Origin of the sequence: Pseudomonas sp. ES4, from assembly GCF_050586665.1 — a bacterium.
Classification (GTDB): domain Bacteria; phylum Pseudomonadota; class Gammaproteobacteria; order Pseudomonadales; family Pseudomonadaceae; genus Aquipseudomonas; species Aquipseudomonas frederiksbergensis.
Window position 1 is genome coordinate 43,913 of the sequence record NZ_JBOBDO010000026.1, and the last position, 18,514, is coordinate 62,426.

An 18,514-nucleotide genomic window follows, 5' to 3' on the forward strand; every position below is an offset into this window, starting at 1 on the left:
CTCAAGGCTTGCGCAACAGATAGGTATCCATAATCCACCCATTCTCCAACCGGGCCGCCTTGCGCACTCGCTCTATCTCATCCGCCACATCCTTGAGCTTGCCGCTGATCAAAATCTCATCCGGCGTGCCCAAGTAAGCCCCCCAATAAATCTCTGTCTCCTGATCCGCCACCCGATGGTAGGAATCTTCTGCATCGAGCATCACCACCAGGCTGTCGGCATCGCTCACCTGCCCCGCCGCCAGACGCCGGCCAGTGGTGATTTCAATCGAGCGGCCAATGCGGTTCAGCGGCACCTTATGCTGCGCCGCCAGCGCCTGGACACTGGTGATGCCGGGGATCACTTCAAATTCGAAGACACACCGGCCCGAGGCCAGAATCGCCTGCAAGATCCGGATGGTGCTGTCGTACAACGCCGGATCGCCCCACACCAGAAAACCGGCGCACTGCTCGTCAGTCATTTCCTCGCTGATCAACCGTTCGAACGTCCGCTGTTTAGCCAGATTGAGATCTTCCACGCTGGCCTTGTAGTCCACATCACCGCGTTCGCGCTCCGGGCTGTGGGCTTCGACGAAGCGGTAGTCGCGATCGGTGATGTAGCGCTCGCAGATCTCGCGGCGCAGGTCGATCAGCTTGTCCTTGCTCTGCCCCTTGTCCATAAGGAAAAACACGTCGACGAGGTTCAGCGCTTTCACGGCTTGCATCGTGATGTAGTCGGGGTTGCCGGCGCCGATGCCGATGACCAGAAGTTTTTTCATCAATAGGCTCCTTCCGGCTCAGTGCCCAACAAGCGTAAACGCCAACGGCCGTTGAACCGCAACTCGATGGCCGACAGCGGTTCAACATCGATCAGGTTGAACGCTGCGCTTTGCAGCACTTGCGTCAGCGCGGCGCGAATCACAAATGGATGGGTGATGGCAACGATGTGTCCCGGTGTAGCCTCCAGTGTTTTCAGCCACGCGGCTACTCGCTCTGCGAGTTGCATCACCGACTCGCCACCGTGGGGCGCGGCATGCGGATCATCGAGCCAGATCTGCAGCGCTTCGGCGGCGTTTTTTTGCAGATCGTCGATCCGCACGCCCTGCCAGCGCCCGAAATCGCAATCCCTCAATGCCTCGACAATTTCCACGGCGCTGCCGAACAGCTCGGCGGTTTGCCGGGTTCGCAGTTCAGGTCCACACACCAGTCGCGGCGTCCCCTTGAACTGAGCACGACGCGATCCCCTTGCCGATTGCCAATCCATTTCTATCGGCTCGTTCGTAGGAAAACGCGCCAATTTTTGTGCGACGGTTCGAGCGTGGCACATCAAAGTCAAACGGGTTGCCTGCACGAAGGATTACTCTGTCGATGGAATGGAAAACGGCAAAACGCCGCAAACAATTGGCCAATTGTGCCGCAAGAAGCGCGATCCAGGGCGTTTCGTTTGATCGGGCAAACACAGGTTCCAACCCACACCCGCCTGAAAAAATCAGCGATATCCGACACCACTATGGGCGATGGCCTACAAGCTCTGTCGACTTCCATGTAGCCCAGGGCCCACGGGGTTTTTGCCCTTTTTTTTGGCGTTAAAAATCCATTGAAAAATTCACTAGACATGTTGAGTCCGCTACATAAATACTGTTTTAGCAATTTATGAAATGAAACCGACATATCCATCCAGCAGGAGCCCGGATGCCTTCTCTCAGAGACCTGATCACCGATCCCGGCCTGGACCTTACGCCGTCGGAACGCAAAGTGATCCGTGCGTTGCTGGACCAGTACCCGCGTAACGGACTGGGCCCGATGTCACGTTTGGCCGAACATGCCGGTGTCAGCGATCCCACCATCGTGCGACTGGTCAAAAAACTGGGTTTCAGCGGTTATGCCGATTTCCAGGATGCCCTGCTCAGCGACATGGACCACCGCCTCCGTTCTCCCAGCACGCTGTTGCAACCCCGTGCTCATCTTCAGAAAGGCGACGCCTGGAGCCAATATCTGGCGCACAGCCATCGAGCGCTGGTGGACACCCATGCGCTGACCCAACCCGAAGATGTGCGGATTCTACTGGAATGGCTGCTCGACGCCCGCCATCAGGTGCATTGCTTCGGCGGGCGCTTCAGCAGTTTCCTCGCCAGTTATTTACTCAATCACTTGCGCTTGCTGCGCCCAGGTTGTTTCGCCCTGGAAGACAACGCGCAACTGCCCGACCGTTTGTTCGACGTGCAGCGCCAGGACGTGGTGCTGGTGTTCGACTATCGCCGCTATCAATCACAGGCCCTGCGCGTGGCCAATGCGGCGAAAAGTCGCTATGCACGCGTGGTGTTGTTCACTGACATCTATGCTTCACCGTTGCGGGAAATGGCCGACCTGATCATCAGTGCGCCAGTGGAATCGGTGTCGGCCTTCGACACCCTGGTTCCGGCGCTGGCCCAGGTCGAGGCGCTGATCGCCTGCCTGACCCTGCGCAGTCCGAACTTGGCCGATCGCCTGGAAGGCATCGACGCCCTGCGGACCGACTTCGACACCCACCTGCTGGAGGAAAAATAAGGATGTTCAAGCTCCCCCACCACTCACCTCGGGATTTGCCATTCGTCACCGATCACACCGCGCTGTTACTGGTGGACATGCAACGCGCCTGGCTTGAGCCGCAGTTCGACCCGCACCTCAACGGGCCGGATGCCGAATACTTCCTGACCCGCACCCACATGCAAGTGGTGCCCAATCAACGCCGGCTGCTCAGCGCTTTTCGCAGCGCCCGGCAAAACGTGCTGCACACGATCATCGAAAGCCTCACCGCCGATGGCCGCGACCGCTCGCTGGACCACAAGCTCTCGGACATGCACTTGCCCAAGGGCAGCCCGCCAGCACGGATCATCGACGACCTGACCCCGGCAGAAAACGAAATCGTGCTGCCCAAGACCTCGTCCGGGGTCTTCAACTCCACCAACATCGACTACGTGCTGCGCAACCTCGGGACGCAGCACCTGATCATCGCCGGCATCGTCACCGACCAGTGCGTGGACATGGCCGTGCGCGATGCCGCCGACCGCGGTTATCTGGTGACGCTGGTGGAAGATGCCTGCGCGACTTATACGCCCGCGCGGCATCAGGCCTGCCTGAATGCAATCAGGGGTTACTGCTGGATCACCGACACCCAGACCGTGCTTGGCCGGTTGCAGGAGATGCAGGCATGAGCGAGCGTCTGCTGCCACTGCCCATGACCACTCTCGTCACCACCGACCTGATCGGCGTGACGCGTGGACGCTCCTTTCCCACGGACGAACTCGAGCGCTATCTAAAGATGGGGTGTGGCTGGGTGCCGGCCAACAGTGCGCTGACCCCGCAAGACATCATCGCCTACACCAACCCGTGGGGCGCTTATGGTGATTTGCGGCTGATGCCCGACCTGCTCAGTCGAGTGACGGTCGACAACGGCCCGGATGCCAATGCCCCGGCACTGGATTTCATGCACAGCGACATTTGCGAAACCGATGGTCGCCCGTGGGGGGCCTGCCCGCGTACGTTGTTGCGCAACGAGGTGGAGCGTTATCGCGCCGAGTTGGGTTTGCAAATCAATGCGGCGTTCGAGCATGAATTCAACTTGAACACCGGCGACGTTGAACACCTGGCGTTTTCCCTGCAAGCCCAGCGTCAGGGGGCCGAGTTTGGCGGTTGGCTGCTCGGCGCCCTGCGGGCCGGTGGCGTCGAGCCGGAAATGTTCCTGCCCGAGTACGGCAAGCATCAATACGAAATCACCTGTCGCCCGACCCGTGGGGTGGCCGCTGCCGATCGCGCGGTGAACGTGCGTGAAATCACTCGCGAGATCGCCCGGCAAATGGGCCTGGCGTTGAGCTTCGCGCCCAAGACCTCGGAGCATGCGGTGTGCAACGGTGTGCACCTGCACATCAGCCTGTTGGACCTGGCGGGCCAACCAGTGATGTACGACGCCGGCACCACCAATGGCTTGTCGACTCTCGGCCAGCACTGGGCCGCCGGCATCCTGCATTACCTGCCCGCACTCTGTGCGTTTACCGCGCCAACGCCGGTATCTTACGAACGTTTGCAGCCCCATCACTGGAGCGCATCCTACGCGTGCCTCGGGCAACGCAACCGCGAAGCAGCGCTGCGAATCTGCCCGACGACAAGCCTGGGCAGCAAATCGGTGGCGTCACAATACAACCTGGAATTTCGCGCCATGGACGCCACGTCCTCACCGCACCTGGCCATGGCTGCGCTACTGATTGCCGGCCGGCTGGGCATCGAGCAACGCCTGGCCTTGAACGCAATCACCGATGAAGTCCCCGACTCCCTGAACGAAGAACAACGCCAGGCACGCGGCATCGTCGCCCTGCCCGCGTCCCTTGCCCAGGCCCTGGATTGCCTGCGCAATAGCGAGGCGCTGATCGAGGCCTTGCCGAGCGCGTTGCTGGACACCTACTTCGCCCTGAAAACCGAGGAACTGACCCTGACGGAACAGCTGTCGCCCGCCGAACGCTGTGAGCACTATGCGCGCCTGTACTGAATCTGCTGAGTTCGGTCTTTACACCGGGCCCGCGTACACCCTGAGTCGGGAAGACTCCGATCACCCGTTGATTCTGGTGTGCGAGCACGCCAGCCGTTTTATTCCGGCCGGGTTGAATGACCTGGGCTTGAGTCACGAGGCGGCCCGCGAGCACATCGCCTGGGACATCGGCGCCCTGGCGCTGGCCGAGGGTTTGGCCCGAGCGTTGGGCGCAACCTTGTTGGCGGCCAATTATTCACGGCTGCTGGTGGACCTCAACCGACCGCTGCAAGCCCCGGACAGCATTCCGGCACAGAGCGAAATCTATCAGGTGCCGGGCAACCGGGACCTGGATGAAGCCACCCGCGAGTATCGTCGGCAATCTTTGTTCGAGCCGTTTCATTCGCGTCTGACTGACTTGATCGACGAGCGTGTCGCTCAAGGACGAACGGTGCGGGTGGTGGGAATTCACAGTTTCACACCGGTCTATCACGACCAGCCTCGTGCGCTGGAAGTCGGCGTGTTGTTTGGCAAGGGCGTGGAATATGCCCAGCGTTTGATCGATGGCCTGCGCCGGCATCCATTGAAGGTTGCCGGTAATGAACCGTACAAAATCAACCCGCTGGGCGACATGACCGTGCCGGTCCATGGCGATGCACGAGGGCTGGAATCGGTGTTGATCGAGGTGCGCAACGACCTGCTGCGCACGCCTGAAAATGTCCGTCGTTTTACCGAATACCTGGCGCCACTGTTGTAAAGCAATCGCTTCAAACTCGCAGCTTGCAGCTGCTTTCATCCCAAGGAGAAAGGCTTCATGGAAATAGAAGAATTCGGCTACAAGCAAGAGTTAAAACGCAGCCTGTCGCTGACCGACCTGGTGGTGTACGGGATGATCTTCATGATCCCCATCGCACCGTTCGGTGTGTATGGCTACGTCAACGCCGAGGCGCCAGGGCTGGTACCGCTGGCCTACATCATCGGCATGGTGGCGATGCTCTTCACGGCCCTGAGTTACGGCAGCATGGCCCGGGCCTTTCCGATTGCCGGTTCGGTTTATTCCTACGCGCAACGGGGCCTGAACCCGCACGCAGGGTTTATCGCCGGCTGGCTGATGCTCCTCGATTACCTGCTGATTCCGCCGCTGCTGTATGTGTACGCGGCCATGGCCCTGAACCATTTGTACCCGGACATTCCGAAGGTCGGTTTCATCCTGGCCTTCCTGGTCAGCGCGACCTTCGTTAACTTGCGCGGCATCACCTTCACCGCGCGAATGAACATCATCTTCCTGCTGGCGCAACTGGTGGTGCTGGGGATCTTCCTGTTCTACGCCTGGAACGCACTGCACAGTGGCGGCGGTAACGGTCAGCTGACACTGGCGCCGTTGTACAACCCCGAGACATTCAACTTCGCCCTGCTGATGCAAGCGGTGTCGATTGCGGTGCTGTCGTTCCTCGGTTTCGATGCGATTTCCACCCTCGCCGAAGAGATCAAGGGTGACCCGGGCCGCAGCGTCGGCAAGGCCGCGTTGATCACGCTGGTGGTCATGGGCGTGATCTTCGTTGTGCAGACCTGGATTGCGACCGATCTGGCGGCCGGCATGGGTTTCAAAACGGCTGACACGGCTTTTTATGAAATCGCTGAACTCGCGGCCGGCAGCTGGCTGGCTACCCTGACCGCCGTGGCGACCGCACTGGCCTGGGGCGTTGCGGTGGCAATCACCTCCCAAGCGGCAGTGTCTCGTCTGCTGTTCGGCATGGCCCGGGACGGCAAGTTGCCAAAGGTTCTGGCCAAGATTCATCCCAAACACAACACGCCGTACGTGAGCATCTACCTGGTGGCCGTGCTGTCGCTGCTGATCTGCTACCTGTTCATCAACTCAGTGGACACCCTTACCTCGCTGGTGAATTTCGGCGCACTGAGCGGTTTCATGTTGCTGCACCTGACGGTCATCAACTACTACTGGCGCCGGCAGAAATCCGGCCAGGTCATCCGTCACCTGATCTGCCCGGTGATCGGCTTCATCATCGTCGCGGCGATCATGTACAACATGGGCGTCGATGCGCAGAAACTCGGCCTGATCTGGATTGCCCTGGGCCTGGTCTACCTGTTTGTACTCAACAAGCTGGGCAGCCGTGCAGCACTGCCCGACCCAACCAACGGCTGACAAGAAAAAGAGCGGCGTCTGACAAAAATTCAGGCGACCGCCGATTGAATGCGTGGAAACCGACAGTGATAGTCAGGTTCGGTGCCAACCACCGAACCCTTTGATACAGGAGTGCATCCATGCTGGTCTTACGTCCAGTCGAGTTAACCGACCTGCCCCAGTTGCAGCAACTGGCGCGCGACAGTCTGGTAGGCGTTACGTCCTTGCCGGACGACACCGAATGCCTGCGCGAGAAGATTCTCGACTCCTGCGCCTCGTTTGAAAAAGACGTTGAGAGTCACGGCCCGGAGAACTATTTCTTCGTGTTGGAAGATCTGACCCGAGAGCGCTTGGTGGGCTGCTCGGAGATCCTGGCCACCGCCGGCTTCAGCGAGCCGTTCTACAGCCTGCGCAACCGGCATTTCACCAGCGCCTCGCGGGAGCTGAACATCGAGCACGGCGTGCCCGCGTTGTCGTTGTGCCACGACCTCAGCGGCCATACCTTGCTGCGCGGTTTTCATATTGACGCAGCGCTGGTGCGCACACGGTTCTCTGAACTGCTGTCCCGGGCGCGGCTATTGTTCATCGCCGCCCACGCGCGACGCTTTTCCGAAGCCGTCATCACCGAGATCGTCGGCTTCAGCAGCGATGACGGGCACTCGCCGTTCTGGGATGCGGTGGGCAAGCACTTTTTCGACCTGCCCTACGTCGAGGCCGAGCGACTTTGCGGCCTGGAAAGCCGTACTTTCCTCGCCGAACTGATGCCGCAATACCCGATCTACGTGCCGATGCTGCCCCAGGCGGCGCAGGACTGCATCGGCCGCATCCACCCCGATGGCCAGGAGGCTTTCGATATCCTCGAGCGCGAAGGCTTCGAGACCAACAGCTACATCGACCTGTTCGACGGCGGTCCGACGTTGTATGCGCGCACTCCCGGCATCCGCTCCATCGCCCAGAGCCAGACCGGCACGGTGAAACCGGGTGCGTCCATCGATGCCCGGGGCAGCTATCTGGTGAGCAACGATTCGCTGAAGGACTACCGCGCCATCGTCGCCGATCTGGACTACCAGGCCGGGCAACCTGTGAGGTTGAGCGGCGAAATGTGCGCCGCCCTGAACGTGACCGAAGGCAGCCCGATCCGGCTGATCGCCCTGTGAGCATCACCCGGCCCCGCGCCCAACGACAGCGCCCGAGCGGGCGTGCAGAAGGAGTTGCATCATGATTGTCCGCCCGGTTCGCGTCACCGACCTGCCCGCCTTGCTCAACCTGGTACACCAGGCCGGCCCCGGCTTCACCACCCTCCCGGCCAACGAGGAACGCCTGTCCCACCGGGTACGCTGGGCTCAACGAACCTTCGCCGAACAGGTCGAACGCGCCGATGCTGATTACCTCTTCGTGCTCGAAGACGACGACCAGCAATTGGTGGGTGTCAGCGCCCTGGTCGGCGCCGTAGGCCTGCGCGAGCCCTGGTACAACTACCGCGTCGGGCTCACGGTCAGTTCGTCACCAGACCTGGGTATCCGGCGTCAGATTCCGACGTTGTTCCTGAACAATGAAATGACCGGCCAATCGGAGATTTGCTCGCTGTTTCTACGTCCTGATCAACGCCAGGGCAGTAACGGTCGATTGTTGTCGTTGGGGCGGCTGTTGTTTGTGGCCGAGTTTCCGCACCTGTTCGGCGACAAACTCATTGCCGAACTGCGTGGCAGCGCCGACGAACAAGGTTGTTCGCCATTCTGGGACAGCCTGGGCCGGCACTTCTTCAAGATGGATTTCAGCCACGCCGATCACTTGTCGGGGCTGGGCAGCAAGTCGTTCATCGCTGAACTGATGCCACGCCAACCGCTTTACACCTGCCTGCTCACCGAACAGGCCCAGGCCGTGATCGGCAAGGCGCACCCGAACACCGAACCGGCCCTGAAAATCCTCACCGCCGAAGGTTTTGCCCATAAGGGTTACATCGACATCTTTGACGCGGGCCCGGTGATCGAAGCCCCGGTCTCGAATATCCGCACCGTGCGCGACAGCCAACCGCTGGTGCTGGCCATCGGCACACCCGACGAGCAGGCCCCGGTGTGGCTGATCCATAACCGTCGCCTGGAAAACTGCCGCATCACCGCCGCCCAGGCCAGACTGGTGGGCAACAGCCTGATCGTCGACCGCCTCACCGCCAAACGCCTGCAACTGCAACCCGGCAATTCGGTGCGCGCCGTGCCACTGCTTAATCAACAACAGCAGCAGTCAGTGGCGGCGTGACCGACGCAGGTCCATCCGCCTCTGAAAATCGTCATCATCCTTTCCCCGCCCGCGTGATAGCCTTTTGTTCCTTCGGCGTTGACACTTTTGCTCAAGCCCTTCCATGCCCTTTGCAGTGGTGGAACTCATATGTCCAGGCTTTCTCATCAAGATTTACGCCGTAACTTTCGCGAGCTTTTCGCTTCCAGCGCCTGCTATCACACCGCCTCGGTCTTCGACCCGATGTCGGCCCGCATTGCCGCTGACTTGGGTTTTGAGGTAGGGATCCTGGGCGGTTCGGTCGCATCGTTACAGGTACTGGGCGCCCCCGACTTTGCCTTGATCACCCTCAGCGAGTTCGCCGAGCAGGCCACTCGCATTGGCCGCGTTGCTCAACTGCCGGTGATCGCCGACGCCGACCACGGCTATGGCAATGCGCTCAATGTCATGCGCACCATCGTCGAACTCGAGCGCGCCGGTGTCGCCGCCCTGACCATCGAAGACACGCTCCTGCCCGCCCAGTTCGGCCGCAAGTCCACCGACCTGATCGGGGTGGCGGAAGGCGTCGGCAAAATTCGTGCGGCACTGGAAGCCCGGGTCGACTCGGAAATGGCAATCATCGCCCGCACCAACGCTGGAATCCTGCCGGTGCAGGAAGTCATCAGCCGTACCTGTCATTACCAGCAGGCCGGTGCGGACGGCATTTGCATGGTGGGCGTGCGGGACTTCGACCACCTCGAACAAATCGCCGAGCACCTGAGCGTTCCGCTGATGCTGGTCACCTACGGCAACCCGTTGCTGCGCGACGACAAACGCCTGGCCGAACTCGGCGTGCGGGTCACGATCGATGGTCACGGCGCCTACTTCGCCGCGATCAAGGCCACGTATGACAGCCTGCGGGAACAACGGCAGTACTTTACGCAGGCATCGGACCTGAGTGCGACCGAGTTGACTCATACCTATACGCAGCCTGAGGAATACATCCGTTGGGCGGAAGAGTTTATGAGCGTTAAGGAATGATTCCTCTCTGATTTCGGCTCCTGAAGCGACTTGTAATTCGGCCGGTAGACGCAATGTCACCGGCGGGATTGCAAGATCTTGAGCCGAATGGCTGTCATCTGTCGCCCCCAAAATACACACTTAAAAACAAACACCAATATTTAATAACAACTCCAAAGTTGATATTAAATATCGCCCTCTATAATCTCCAAACCGTTAAATAACAAAAAATATTTAACCCAGACAGCAACAAACTCAAAGCAATATCGCTACTTATACGACAAGCGCTTTATCCTCACTCAACCCCTATCAAAGGAAATCTTATGAAAACCACTACCAGCAACTGGGAAAACTCCCCGCTATTGCGCGCCGAAGCCAAAGTCATCACCACACCGACAAAATCCACTCACGAGTCCAACTGTCCTGGTTGGGACGGGCTTCGATTTAACGTAGGCAACATTCACGAAATCAAGAAATACCGTAACGTATCTGCCCAGGATTAAGACCTTATAACGATTTACCGGGGTCGCACTCAGCCAGATGTTCGTACCTGCCTGGAAGCACCATCCCCCATTTGTTAAACCGACGGCAGTGGCCACACCATTCAGCCACTGACGTCTCTTAAAAACTGATGGGCTTGATGAGTTAAAAGCAACTACCCTAACAATAATAGACTGAACGATTCCATTTGCTAAAACATCTGTTCCGCCTCATTAGAAACCATAAAAAGCCAAGCAGAATTCTTCATGATAAAAACGTTGCTCGACCCTGACCTTACACCTTCACAACTTATCACCAGCATCAAGACACTGGACATGAGTGTCGAAGTAAAAAATCTCGCAGACCAGCTACCCGAACAAACAGCACACACTTTAGATTCATCTCGCCGTGCTGAAATCATGAAACTGACGAACATCCATACCGGAACATTGACATTACATTGTAATAAAAATGGCAATATCAGCCTCAAGGCACCTGATAACACACCGGCGTCCGAGCAACTTTATTCCGTACCCGGCAACAGTGTTTTATTTGCGATCAACGCAGAATCGTTTTGCATTCAACTTTACGCGCTCGAAGAAGATCATCTGACTCGCGCAGAGCTGGTCATCGTAGATGCCAGTAACCCGTTGTTCATCGACGGCACGAAGGTCCTGTTCGATAGCAACCCGACTGGATACGGGCATCCGGCATTTATCGGCAGCATCAACCTGCCAGACAGAAGCGCAGACATCAGTGTTTTCGACCGTGTTTCATTGAACAAAATCGCCTGGTTCCCTCATGACGATAGCGCCGCACGGTACCTGGTGAGCCTTGAGCTGCTTGAAGCCGCACAGGATCCCGGGGCATTCAGAGTGGCCGAAGAATTGATCTATCACTACCACCCCGCTGTCGCCTGGAAGGCATTTCAGGTAATACAGCAAACGGATCCGCGGGCCGCATTGCATTACGCACCGCTGTTGAGAAATCTGCAAAACAGCCGCCTGAATCTTTTACTCGACCAGAGTGAAGCGGCATGAAACTAAAGACTTTCGTTGAGCGTATGACGACTTACGATCTGGAGCGAGACAAGCCAAAGATCGTGGAAGATCTGCGTCAACTGGCAACAAACCGTACGTTGCTGAGCGAGCACCTTTACACCACTATTCAACAAGCGGGTTTCAGTACCAAAAACAGTCTATACGGCGCTTATGCATTTGTACTGCACTACAACGATCTGTTTACTGTCCGATTGGGTTTTTGGTCTCCGGTCACGTCAAAAGATGAAAGTGAAACGTTCATCTATGACCTGAACCACACCCATGACTTCGAACTCTATGCCGTGGGTTACGGCGGTGACGGCTACACAACCGTCTCGCGAAAGATACTGGATCAAACTCCGTTACAAGCCGGAAGAAGGCCCGTACTCGGTGAAGAGCGAGTACTTAAACTTGCACCCGGAGAAGTTCTGCACATGCTTCCACTACAGGAAGTGCACAAACAGCTTCCACCGAAAAGTATGTCCGCATCGTTGAGTTTGCTTATTCATCCTCAGCAATCGGTTAAAACCGAAGAAGCCTGGTGCTTCGACGAAAACTACGTACCGACTTACCCCGGTATCGCCATGCAGGAAACAGCGCTCTATGAAAATACGCTGTCACTGCTTGAACGAGGATAGTTACTGACTACCCTCCAAATTTAAAAAAGGAATGAATATGAACAAACCACTGAACAACTGGAATGAAACTTCGCTTCTGCGCGCCGGGACTACCGTAATCAATACGCCAGTCAAGACAACAATGGAAGTTCCGTGCGCCGATTTCATGCCTCGTTATAACGTGGGCAATATTCACGAAATCAAGAAATTCTGGAGCTTGCCAGCCAAAGACTGATATCGCTCTCGTTAAGTGCACTACCAAGGCTGCCGACCCACAAGGTCGGCAGCCTTTTCTTTGATCGTTCCCACGCTCTGCGTGGGAATGCAGCCCGGGACGCTACGCGTTCCATCCAAAGCCGAATGCAAAGCGTCCGTTGAGGCATTCCCACGCGGGAGCGTGGGAACGATCACGTTTCACACCGAATCAAGTAATGGGTGATGTGGTGCGCCATCGCTGCAACAAATGACGCGGTTGCGACCGGTGGCCTTGGCTTCATAGAGCGCCTGGTCGGCGTCGTTGAGCCACAGGGTCGCGTCAGTGTGTGCCGGGTTGAAGGCGGCAAGGCCGATGCTCAGGCTGACTCTCAGCGCCGGGCTCTGCTCATAGCCCAAGGTGGCGAAGCGATCACGCAGGGCATCCATGGCGGCCGCCGCGCTCGTGAGCGGAAGGTCCGGGAGGATCACGCAGAATTCGTCGCCGCCGTAGCGCCCGGCAACATCCGCCGCGCGCAGGTTCTGCTTGAGCATTTTGCTCAACTGACGCAGCACGATATCCCCGGCAACGTGGCCGTAGGTGTCGTTGATGGTTTTGAAATGGTCGATGTCGATCAGCGCAATCGCCCCGCCCTGCTGCTGACGTTTGCAACGCTGGAATTCGATTTCCAGTTGATCCTTCCAGGCGCCGTGATTCAACAGGCCGGTGAGGCTGTCGGTGCGGCTCAGTGCCAGCAATTCACGCTTTTGTCGACCGAGGGTGTGGGCCTGGCGGAAGCAGATCCAGCCCAATGCCAGCGGGTACAAACACATCAAGGGCAAACAGGCATACATCTGCAGTTGGCTGGTCTGTGGGACAAAGGTGGGGGAGAAAACCAGCAGTCCGACGCCCATCCCGAGAACTTGCGCCACGGTTCCCGCCAACAGGAAACGCAAACCGCCAATGGCCACATTGTTCATTGCCATCATGGCCAGGGTGGTCGCGGCGGGCAGCGGATTGAAGTGCATGGCTGCGACCCAAAAACCACCGAGAAAGGCATCCACCAGCAGGTTGCGGTGTTCGGCGTGATAAGGCACTGGCGCGCGGCGCGCCCATTGATAAGCCACGTGCGGCCAGAGTACGGCATTGAGCAGCATCGTCACCCAGACCCACGGTGCAGGGTTGAGTGGATACATCGCCGCGCTCACAAGCAACAGCCCCAAGGCTAAACCCAGGATTCGCGATGTATAGAGCCTCCTGGCCAGTGAAAGTCCTTTTCCTCCCGTTTTTCCCATAGAGGCCTCTGCGCCACTGAGACGGAACCTGAAAACACAAGGGGTTCAAGTGTGGTGAGAGTCTATCAGGGAAGCGGCAAATAGCCATCACCGGCGGGCGGCCTGAATACCAAGGCATAGCCATGAGGCGGGCGCGCAATGTTTGGTACCAGCCTGCCCGACTTCCCCAACCTGTTTATCGTCACCGGCCCCAACACGGGCATCGGCCATACCTCGGCGCTGTTCATCATCGAGTCTCAGATGAACTACATTCTGGATTGCATCCGTACGTTAAAAGAACAGGGTTTGCGCAGCATCGAAGTACGCTCCGAAGCAGAACGTACCTACACTGAAATGATCCACCGGGAAATGGAACGCACGGTATGGAAGTCCGGGGGCTGCCACAGTTGGTATCAAAGCAAGAGCGGTCATGTGATTGCGATGTTTCCGGGGTTCAGTTTCAGCTATCACCGGTTGACCAGAGCGCTGAAACCCGCCGATCACATTCTGTCCTGATCACGTAAAAGGAAGATGCCTGATGCTTTTGTTGGTTGTCGCAATCGCGGTTTTCGTGGCCTGGAGCTGGTTGAGTTACCCGGCCATCGGTCATTGGCTCTATGACTTGAACATGTCGGTAGAGGCGAAGCTCTATGGACTGCACAAAATTGTCGTGCCGATCGCCGAAATGACCGTCTCGACCTGGCAAGGCGGGCCGTACGAAGCGTCCAGCAGTGTGCTGATGCTCCACGGCTACAGCGCCGACAAGAATGTCTGGCTGCGTTTTGCCCGGCACTTTGTCGGCAACTATCGGGTGATCATCCCCGACATCGCCGGGCATGGCGAAACCGGCTTCAAGGCGGGCGGCGGTTACGACATTCCCTTGCAGGCCAAGCGGATGATCCAGTTGCTCGATGTTTGCGGCGTCGAGAAAGTCCATGTAATCGGCAATTCGATGGGCGGTTACATGGCAGCGTGGCTGGCGGCCACTTACCCGGATCGCATTGTTTCGGTGGCCCTGATCGATCCGGCAGGTGTCACCGCCCCCGAAGCCAGCGACCTGGAGCGGCATTTGGCCAAGGGCCACAACCCGTTCCTGATTCACTCGCGGGAAGAATTCCAGCGTTTCTACGCCATGACCATGGCCGAACCGCCGTGGGTACCCAAGGTGGTGCTGGACGCCATCGCGCAACGCTATGAACAGAGCCGCGATGAGCTGGAGGAAATCTTCAACGGCTTCCGTGCCAGCCCGCCGATGGAGCCGAAACTGCCCGACATCAAGTGCCCGGCACTGTTGCTGTGGGGGCATAAGGACCGCTTGATCGATGTCAGCAGCGTGGCGATCTGGAGCAAAGGCATCGCTGACCTGCGAGTGGAAGTCTGGGACCACACCGGCCATATGCCGATGGTGGAACAACCGACGAACACGGCACGGCTGTACCGGGAATTTTTGGCATCACTGCGCTCGGAACTCCCGGTGTAGCAGCCGAACACCGCCCCCCTGTAGCAGCTGCCGAGCCTGCGAGGCTGCGTTCGGCTGCGCAGCAGTCGTGAAATCAGGCACCGCGGTGTGTCAGGAGGAACGTGCATATAGGGTTTGCGACTGCTTCGCAGCCGAACGCAGCCTCGCAGGCTCGACAGCTGCTACAAGCTGCTACAAGCTGCTTCAGCCAGCAGTCCTTTGCAGAATGAAGTTCGTAAGATTCTTCGTTTGTCGGCGCCGCACAAGGCTGCGATCTTTTCTCGCATCCTTTACGTCACCGCGCCAGGAATTCTTTCATGAGTCATCCGAACTTCATCAGCCCTGACCTGATCCGCCAACGCTTTTCCAAAGCGATGTCCGACATGTACCGCGAAGAAGTGCCGCTGTACGGCGCGCTGATGGAACTGGTGGAACAGACCAACCGTCACGTGCTGGACAGCGATCCGCACATCGCCCGACAGTTGCACAGCACCGGTGAAATCCAGCGCCTGGACCTGGAGCGGCATGGCGCGATCCGTGTCGGCACCGCTGATGAACTGGCGACCCTCGCCCGGCTGTTTGCGGTGATGGGCATGCAACCGGTGGGTTATTACGACCTGACCCCGGCCGGCGTACCGGTCCACTCCACGGCTTTTCGCGCGGTGCATGAGGCGGCGCTACAGGTCAGCCCGTTCCGGGTATTCACTTCCCTGCTGCGCCTGGAACTGATCGAAGACCTGGAACTGCGAGCATTCGCCCAGTCAGTGCTGGATAAACGTTCGATCTTCACGCCCACCGCGCTAAGCCTCATCGACCGCGCCGAAACCCAGGGCGGTCTTACGGAACAGGAAGCACGGGACTTCGTCGAACAGGCACTGGAAACATTCCGCTGGCACCACACCGCCACCGTGACCGCCGAGCAGTACCGCAAGCTCTGCGCCCAGCATCGCCTGGTCGCCGACGTGGTAGCGTTCACCGGCCCGCATATCAACCACCTGACGCCGCGCACCCTGGACATCGACATCGTCCAGGCGCAAATGCCTGTTCACGGCATCACCCCCAAAGCGGTGATCGAAGGCCCACCCCGCCGTCAGTGCCCGATCCTGCTGCGCCAGACCAGTTTCAAAGCCCTGGACGAGCCTGTCGCCTTCACCGATCAGACCCGGACTCACGGCAGCCACAGCGCCCGTTTCGGCGAGATCGAACAACGCGGCGCGGCGCTCACCCCCAAAGGCCGGGCGCTTTACGACCGATTGCTCAACGCTGCCCGTGATGAACTGAAAGACTTCCCCAATGAGGCCAATGCCGCACGTTACAACGCGCTGATGGCGCAGCACTTTGCGCAGTTCCCTGACACCCTTGAGGGCATGCGCCGAGAGGAACTGGCGTACTTTCGCTACTTCCTCACGGAAAAAGGGTTGGGGGCGGATGAATTGAAATCGTGGTCGCTGGAGGATCTGCTCAGCGGCGGCTATCTGCGGGTTGAGCCGTTGGTGTACGAAGATTTCCTGCCAGTCAGCGCTGCGGGGATTTTTCAGTCGAACCTGGGAGATGCCGCGCAAACCCACTATGGCGTGCAATCGAACCGGCAGGTGTTCGAGATGGCGCTGGGGCGATCGACAATTGATGAATTGGCGTTGTATGCCGAGACGCAACGACGCTCGATCGAGGAATGCCGCGAGGCAATGGGATTGTAGAGTCTGGCTTGACCTTGTGGCGAGGGAGCTTGCTCCCGCTTGAGTGCGCAGCACTCACAAAAATCTGCAATCGTTCGCAGAAAGCGGGGCCGCTACGCAGCCCAGCGGGAGCAAGCTCCCTCGCCGCATGAAAGTGTCCGGCCAATATTTAGCCGTCCGGGGATTAAGCCAGCTTCGCCAACAACGCCTCGGCGGCAGCCTCGGACGACGCCGGATTCTGACCGGTAATCAGCAAACCATCGGTGAGCACATAACTGGCCCAGTCAGCACCTTTGGAATAGACACCACCTTTCTCCTTAAGCATGTCCTCCACCAAAAACGGCACAACCTTCGTCAGTTGCACAGCCTCCTCTTCAGAATTGGTAAAACCCGTCACACGCTTGCCTTTGACCAGCGGCTGGCCATCCGCGTCCTTGACGTGACGAAACACACCGGGGGCGTGGCAGACGGCCGCAACCGGCTTGCCCGCCTGGTAAAACGCCTCGATCAGAGCAATCGAAATTTTGTCTTCGGCCAGATCCCACAGCGGGCCATGGCCGCCCGGGTAGAAAATCGCATCGTAATCTTCAGCTCTGACGCTGCTCAGCAGAGCGGTAGACGCCAATGCGGACTGGGCGGCGGGGTCTTTGCGAAAGCGCTCGGTGGCTGCGGTTTGCGCGTCCGGCTCGTTGCTTTTTGGGTCCAGCGGTGGTTGACCACCCTTGGGCGAAGCCAGGGTCAACTGAGCGCCGGCGTCCTTGAAGGCGAAATACGGTGCGGCGAATTCCTCCAGCCAAAAGCCGGTTTTCTTACCCGTGTCACCCAATTGATCGTGTGACGTTAGAACCATCAGGATTTTCATGTCGTGCTCCTTGAGTTCGCAGATGTTCATTGATCTCGGCGCTGAGTTTGACCTCCAGGCCGCCACATTCGTTGCACCTGTCACCCTAGCGGTTCTTCCTGATAAGGCAGCGAATGATGGCCAACCGCTTTGATGCGCAAGAAGTTGCGCACTCAACGCAAAGAAAACCAATTCGGGACCGCTGATCGCCCGGCCTGGCTGGCGCTCCAGCCAAGTGCGCAAGAAGTTGCCCAGCACTGCGCAACTTCTTGCGCACATTCACAGGCGATCGCTGCCGAACATGCTTCAAACGGTCTAAAAAACTCTCAACCTGCTGATTTATATAGCACTAACCGTTTATGGCACGGACCTTGATAACAGTCAGGCACCCACCGGGGCGATACTGCCTCCCGGGCACCCTTAACATTAGCAAGGAGCACATCCATGGCTACACCCGCGTACATGTCCGTCACTGGCGAGAAACAAGGTCTGATCACTGCCGGCGCATTTACTGCCGACTCGGTTGGCAATACCTACCAGGAAGGTCACGAAGACCAGGTCATGGTTCAGGCTTTCAGCCACGACGTGATCATCCCGCGTGACCCACAGTCCGGCCAACCGACCGGTCAGCGCGTTCACAAGCCAGTCGTGATCACCAAGGTCTACGACAAGGCTTCGCCACTGCTGCAAGCCGCTCTGACCTCCGGCGAGCGCATGAGCGAAATCGTTATCCAGTGGTACCGCACTTCGGCTCAAGGTACCCAAGAGCACTACTACACCACCAAACTGGAAGACGCGATCATCGTCGCCATCAACAACAAAATGCACAACTGCCAGGATCCGTCGAACTCGCACTTCACGCACCTGGAAGAAGTGCAATTCACCTACCGCAAAATCACCTGGACCCACGAAGTATCCGGTACTTCGGGTTCCGATGACTGGCGTCAACCGGTCGTCTGACTCAGGCTGACCGTCTCAAGCATCGGCCAGCTCTGCTGGTCGATGTTATTTGTGCCCTTCCAGAGTTTTCACTTTGTTGATCCGGAGACGGAACTGAACCGTCAATAGTGGCGCAGCA

General features: G+C 58.3%; 19 protein-coding genes and 1 pseudogene. 16 read left to right on the forward strand and 4 right to left on the reverse strand.

Translation table 11 applies throughout. From position 1 onward, the window contains the following. Nucleotide 1 precedes the first annotated feature (1 nt). Nucleotides 2–757, reverse strand: coding sequence for a precorrin-6A synthase (deacetylating) (gene cobF, locus ACQ4OB_RS23480; RefSeq protein ID WP_076030568.1), 756 nt, complete (start codon nucleotides 755–757; stop codon nucleotides 2–4). After that, the gene (locus ACQ4OB_RS23485) at nucleotides 757–1,329 is read right to left on the reverse strand and encodes a histidine phosphatase family protein (protein WP_076030567.1); all 573 of its coding nucleotides are present in this window, start codon (nucleotides 1,327–1,329) and stop codon (nucleotides 757–759) included. The genes cobF and ACQ4OB_RS23485 overlap by 1 nt, the downstream gene beginning before the upstream one ends. Nucleotides 1,330–1,670: 341 nt before the next feature. Here ACQ4OB_RS23485 and ACQ4OB_RS23490 point away from each other — a divergent pair, with 341 nt between their 5' ends. From ACQ4OB_RS23490 to ACQ4OB_RS23545, 12 genes are all read left to right on the forward strand, one after another. Then, a complete protein-coding gene (locus tag ACQ4OB_RS23490; RefSeq protein WP_430956541.1) occupies nucleotides 1,671–2,525 on the forward strand; it encodes a MurR/RpiR family transcriptional regulator in 855 nt (284 codons plus the stop codon). Nucleotides 2,526–2,527: 2 nt separating this feature from the next. Next, on the forward strand, nucleotides 2,528–3,172 hold the full coding sequence (locus ACQ4OB_RS23495; RefSeq protein WP_430956542.1) for an isochorismatase family cysteine hydrolase: 645 nt from the start codon (nucleotides 2,528–2,530) through the stop codon (nucleotides 3,170–3,172). Next, nucleotides 3,169–4,500 carry a glutamine synthetase family protein gene (locus ACQ4OB_RS23500; RefSeq protein ID WP_430956543.1) on the forward strand — a complete coding sequence of 444 codons (1,332 nt, stop codon included), beginning with the start codon at nucleotides 3,169–3,171 and terminating at the stop codon, nucleotides 4,498–4,500. The genes ACQ4OB_RS23495 and ACQ4OB_RS23500 overlap by 4 nt, the downstream gene beginning before the upstream one ends. Further along, nucleotides 4,484–5,236 carry an N-formylglutamate amidohydrolase gene (locus tag ACQ4OB_RS23505; protein WP_430956544.1) on the forward strand — a complete coding sequence of 251 codons (753 nt, stop codon included), beginning with the start codon at nucleotides 4,484–4,486 and terminating at the stop codon, nucleotides 5,234–5,236. Before ACQ4OB_RS23500 ends, ACQ4OB_RS23505 begins: the two co-directional genes overlap by 17 nt. Before the next feature lie 57 nt (nucleotides 5,237–5,293). After that, the gene (locus tag ACQ4OB_RS23510) at nucleotides 5,294–6,643 is read left to right on the forward strand and encodes an APC family permease (protein ID WP_430956545.1); all 1,350 of its coding nucleotides are present in this window, start codon (nucleotides 5,294–5,296) and stop codon (nucleotides 6,641–6,643) included. 119 nt (nucleotides 6,644–6,762) lie between these two features. Beyond that, nucleotides 6,763–7,779 carry an arginine N-succinyltransferase gene (locus ACQ4OB_RS23515; protein WP_102615171.1) on the forward strand — a complete coding sequence of 339 codons (1,017 nt, stop codon included), beginning with the start codon at nucleotides 6,763–6,765 and terminating at the stop codon, nucleotides 7,777–7,779. 61 nt (nucleotides 7,780–7,840) lie between these two features. Beyond that, nucleotides 7,841–8,878 (forward strand): arginine N-succinyltransferase, encoded by a 1,038-nt coding sequence (gene astA, locus ACQ4OB_RS23520; RefSeq protein ID WP_102615172.1) that lies wholly within the window; start codon nucleotides 7,841–7,843, stop codon nucleotides 8,876–8,878. Nucleotides 8,879–9,007: 129 nt separating this feature from the next. After that, on the forward strand, nucleotides 9,008–9,877 hold the full coding sequence (locus ACQ4OB_RS23525; protein ID WP_076030559.1) for an isocitrate lyase/PEP mutase family protein: 870 nt from the start codon (nucleotides 9,008–9,010) through the stop codon (nucleotides 9,875–9,877). Nucleotides 9,878–10,179: 302 nt separating this feature from the next. After that, nucleotides 10,180–10,359 carry a hypothetical protein gene (locus ACQ4OB_RS23530; protein WP_074875560.1) on the forward strand — a complete coding sequence of 60 codons (180 nt, stop codon included), beginning with the start codon at nucleotides 10,180–10,182 and terminating at the stop codon, nucleotides 10,357–10,359. A gap of 312 nt (nucleotides 10,360–10,671) precedes the next feature. Then, complete coding sequence (locus tag ACQ4OB_RS23535; protein ID WP_430956546.1) at nucleotides 10,672–11,376, forward strand: hypothetical protein; 705 nt, start codon at nucleotides 10,672–10,674, stop codon at nucleotides 11,374–11,376. Continuing rightward, nucleotides 11,373–12,014 (forward strand): transposase, encoded by a 642-nt coding sequence (locus ACQ4OB_RS23540; protein WP_074875556.1) that lies wholly within the window; start codon nucleotides 11,373–11,375, stop codon nucleotides 12,012–12,014. The genes ACQ4OB_RS23535 and ACQ4OB_RS23540 overlap by 4 nt, the downstream gene beginning before the upstream one ends. A 37-nt stretch (nucleotides 12,015–12,051) precedes the next feature. Continuing rightward, on the forward strand, nucleotides 12,052–12,228 hold the full coding sequence (locus tag ACQ4OB_RS23545) for a hypothetical protein (protein WP_430956547.1): 177 nt from the start codon (nucleotides 12,052–12,054) through the stop codon (nucleotides 12,226–12,228). Between the two features lie 179 nt (nucleotides 12,229–12,407). Here ACQ4OB_RS23545 and ACQ4OB_RS23550 read toward each other — a convergent pair whose 3' ends face one another. After that, the gene (locus ACQ4OB_RS23550; protein WP_102615174.1) at nucleotides 12,408–13,481 is read right to left on the reverse strand and encodes a diguanylate cyclase; all 1,074 of its coding nucleotides are present in this window, start codon (nucleotides 13,479–13,481) and stop codon (nucleotides 12,408–12,410) included. Between the two features lie 132 nt (nucleotides 13,482–13,613). Between ACQ4OB_RS23550 and ACQ4OB_RS23555 the strand changes: the two are divergent. The 3 genes and pseudogenes from ACQ4OB_RS23555 to hglS all read left to right on the forward strand — a co-directional run. Further along, a pseudogene (locus tag ACQ4OB_RS23555) lies at nucleotides 13,614–13,976 on the forward strand (flavin-containing monooxygenase); the annotation flags it as partial. 22 nt (nucleotides 13,977–13,998) lie between these two features. Then, on the forward strand, nucleotides 13,999–14,940 hold the full coding sequence (locus tag ACQ4OB_RS23560) for an alpha/beta fold hydrolase (protein ID WP_102615175.1): 942 nt from the start codon (nucleotides 13,999–14,001) through the stop codon (nucleotides 14,938–14,940). Between the two features lie 296 nt (nucleotides 14,941–15,236). Beyond that, on the forward strand, nucleotides 15,237–16,616 hold the full coding sequence (hglS, locus tag ACQ4OB_RS23565; RefSeq protein ID WP_074875550.1) for a 2-oxoadipate dioxygenase/decarboxylase HglS: 1,380 nt from the start codon (nucleotides 15,237–15,239) through the stop codon (nucleotides 16,614–16,616). A 163-nt stretch (nucleotides 16,617–16,779) separates the two neighbouring features. Here the strand turns inward: hglS and ACQ4OB_RS23570 are convergent, their stop codons facing one another. After that, entirely contained in the window at nucleotides 16,780–17,457 is a 678-nt protein-coding gene (locus ACQ4OB_RS23570; protein ID WP_074880613.1) for a type 1 glutamine amidotransferase domain-containing protein, read from the reverse strand. Between the two features lie 423 nt (nucleotides 17,458–17,880). Between ACQ4OB_RS23570 and ACQ4OB_RS23575 the strand changes: the two genes are divergently transcribed. Next, nucleotides 17,881–18,396: an Hcp family type VI secretion system effector gene (locus tag ACQ4OB_RS23575; RefSeq protein WP_076030554.1), complete on the forward strand. Its 516-nt coding sequence runs from the start codon at nucleotides 17,881–17,883 to the stop codon at nucleotides 18,394–18,396. Nucleotides 18,397–18,514 lie beyond the last annotated feature (118 nt).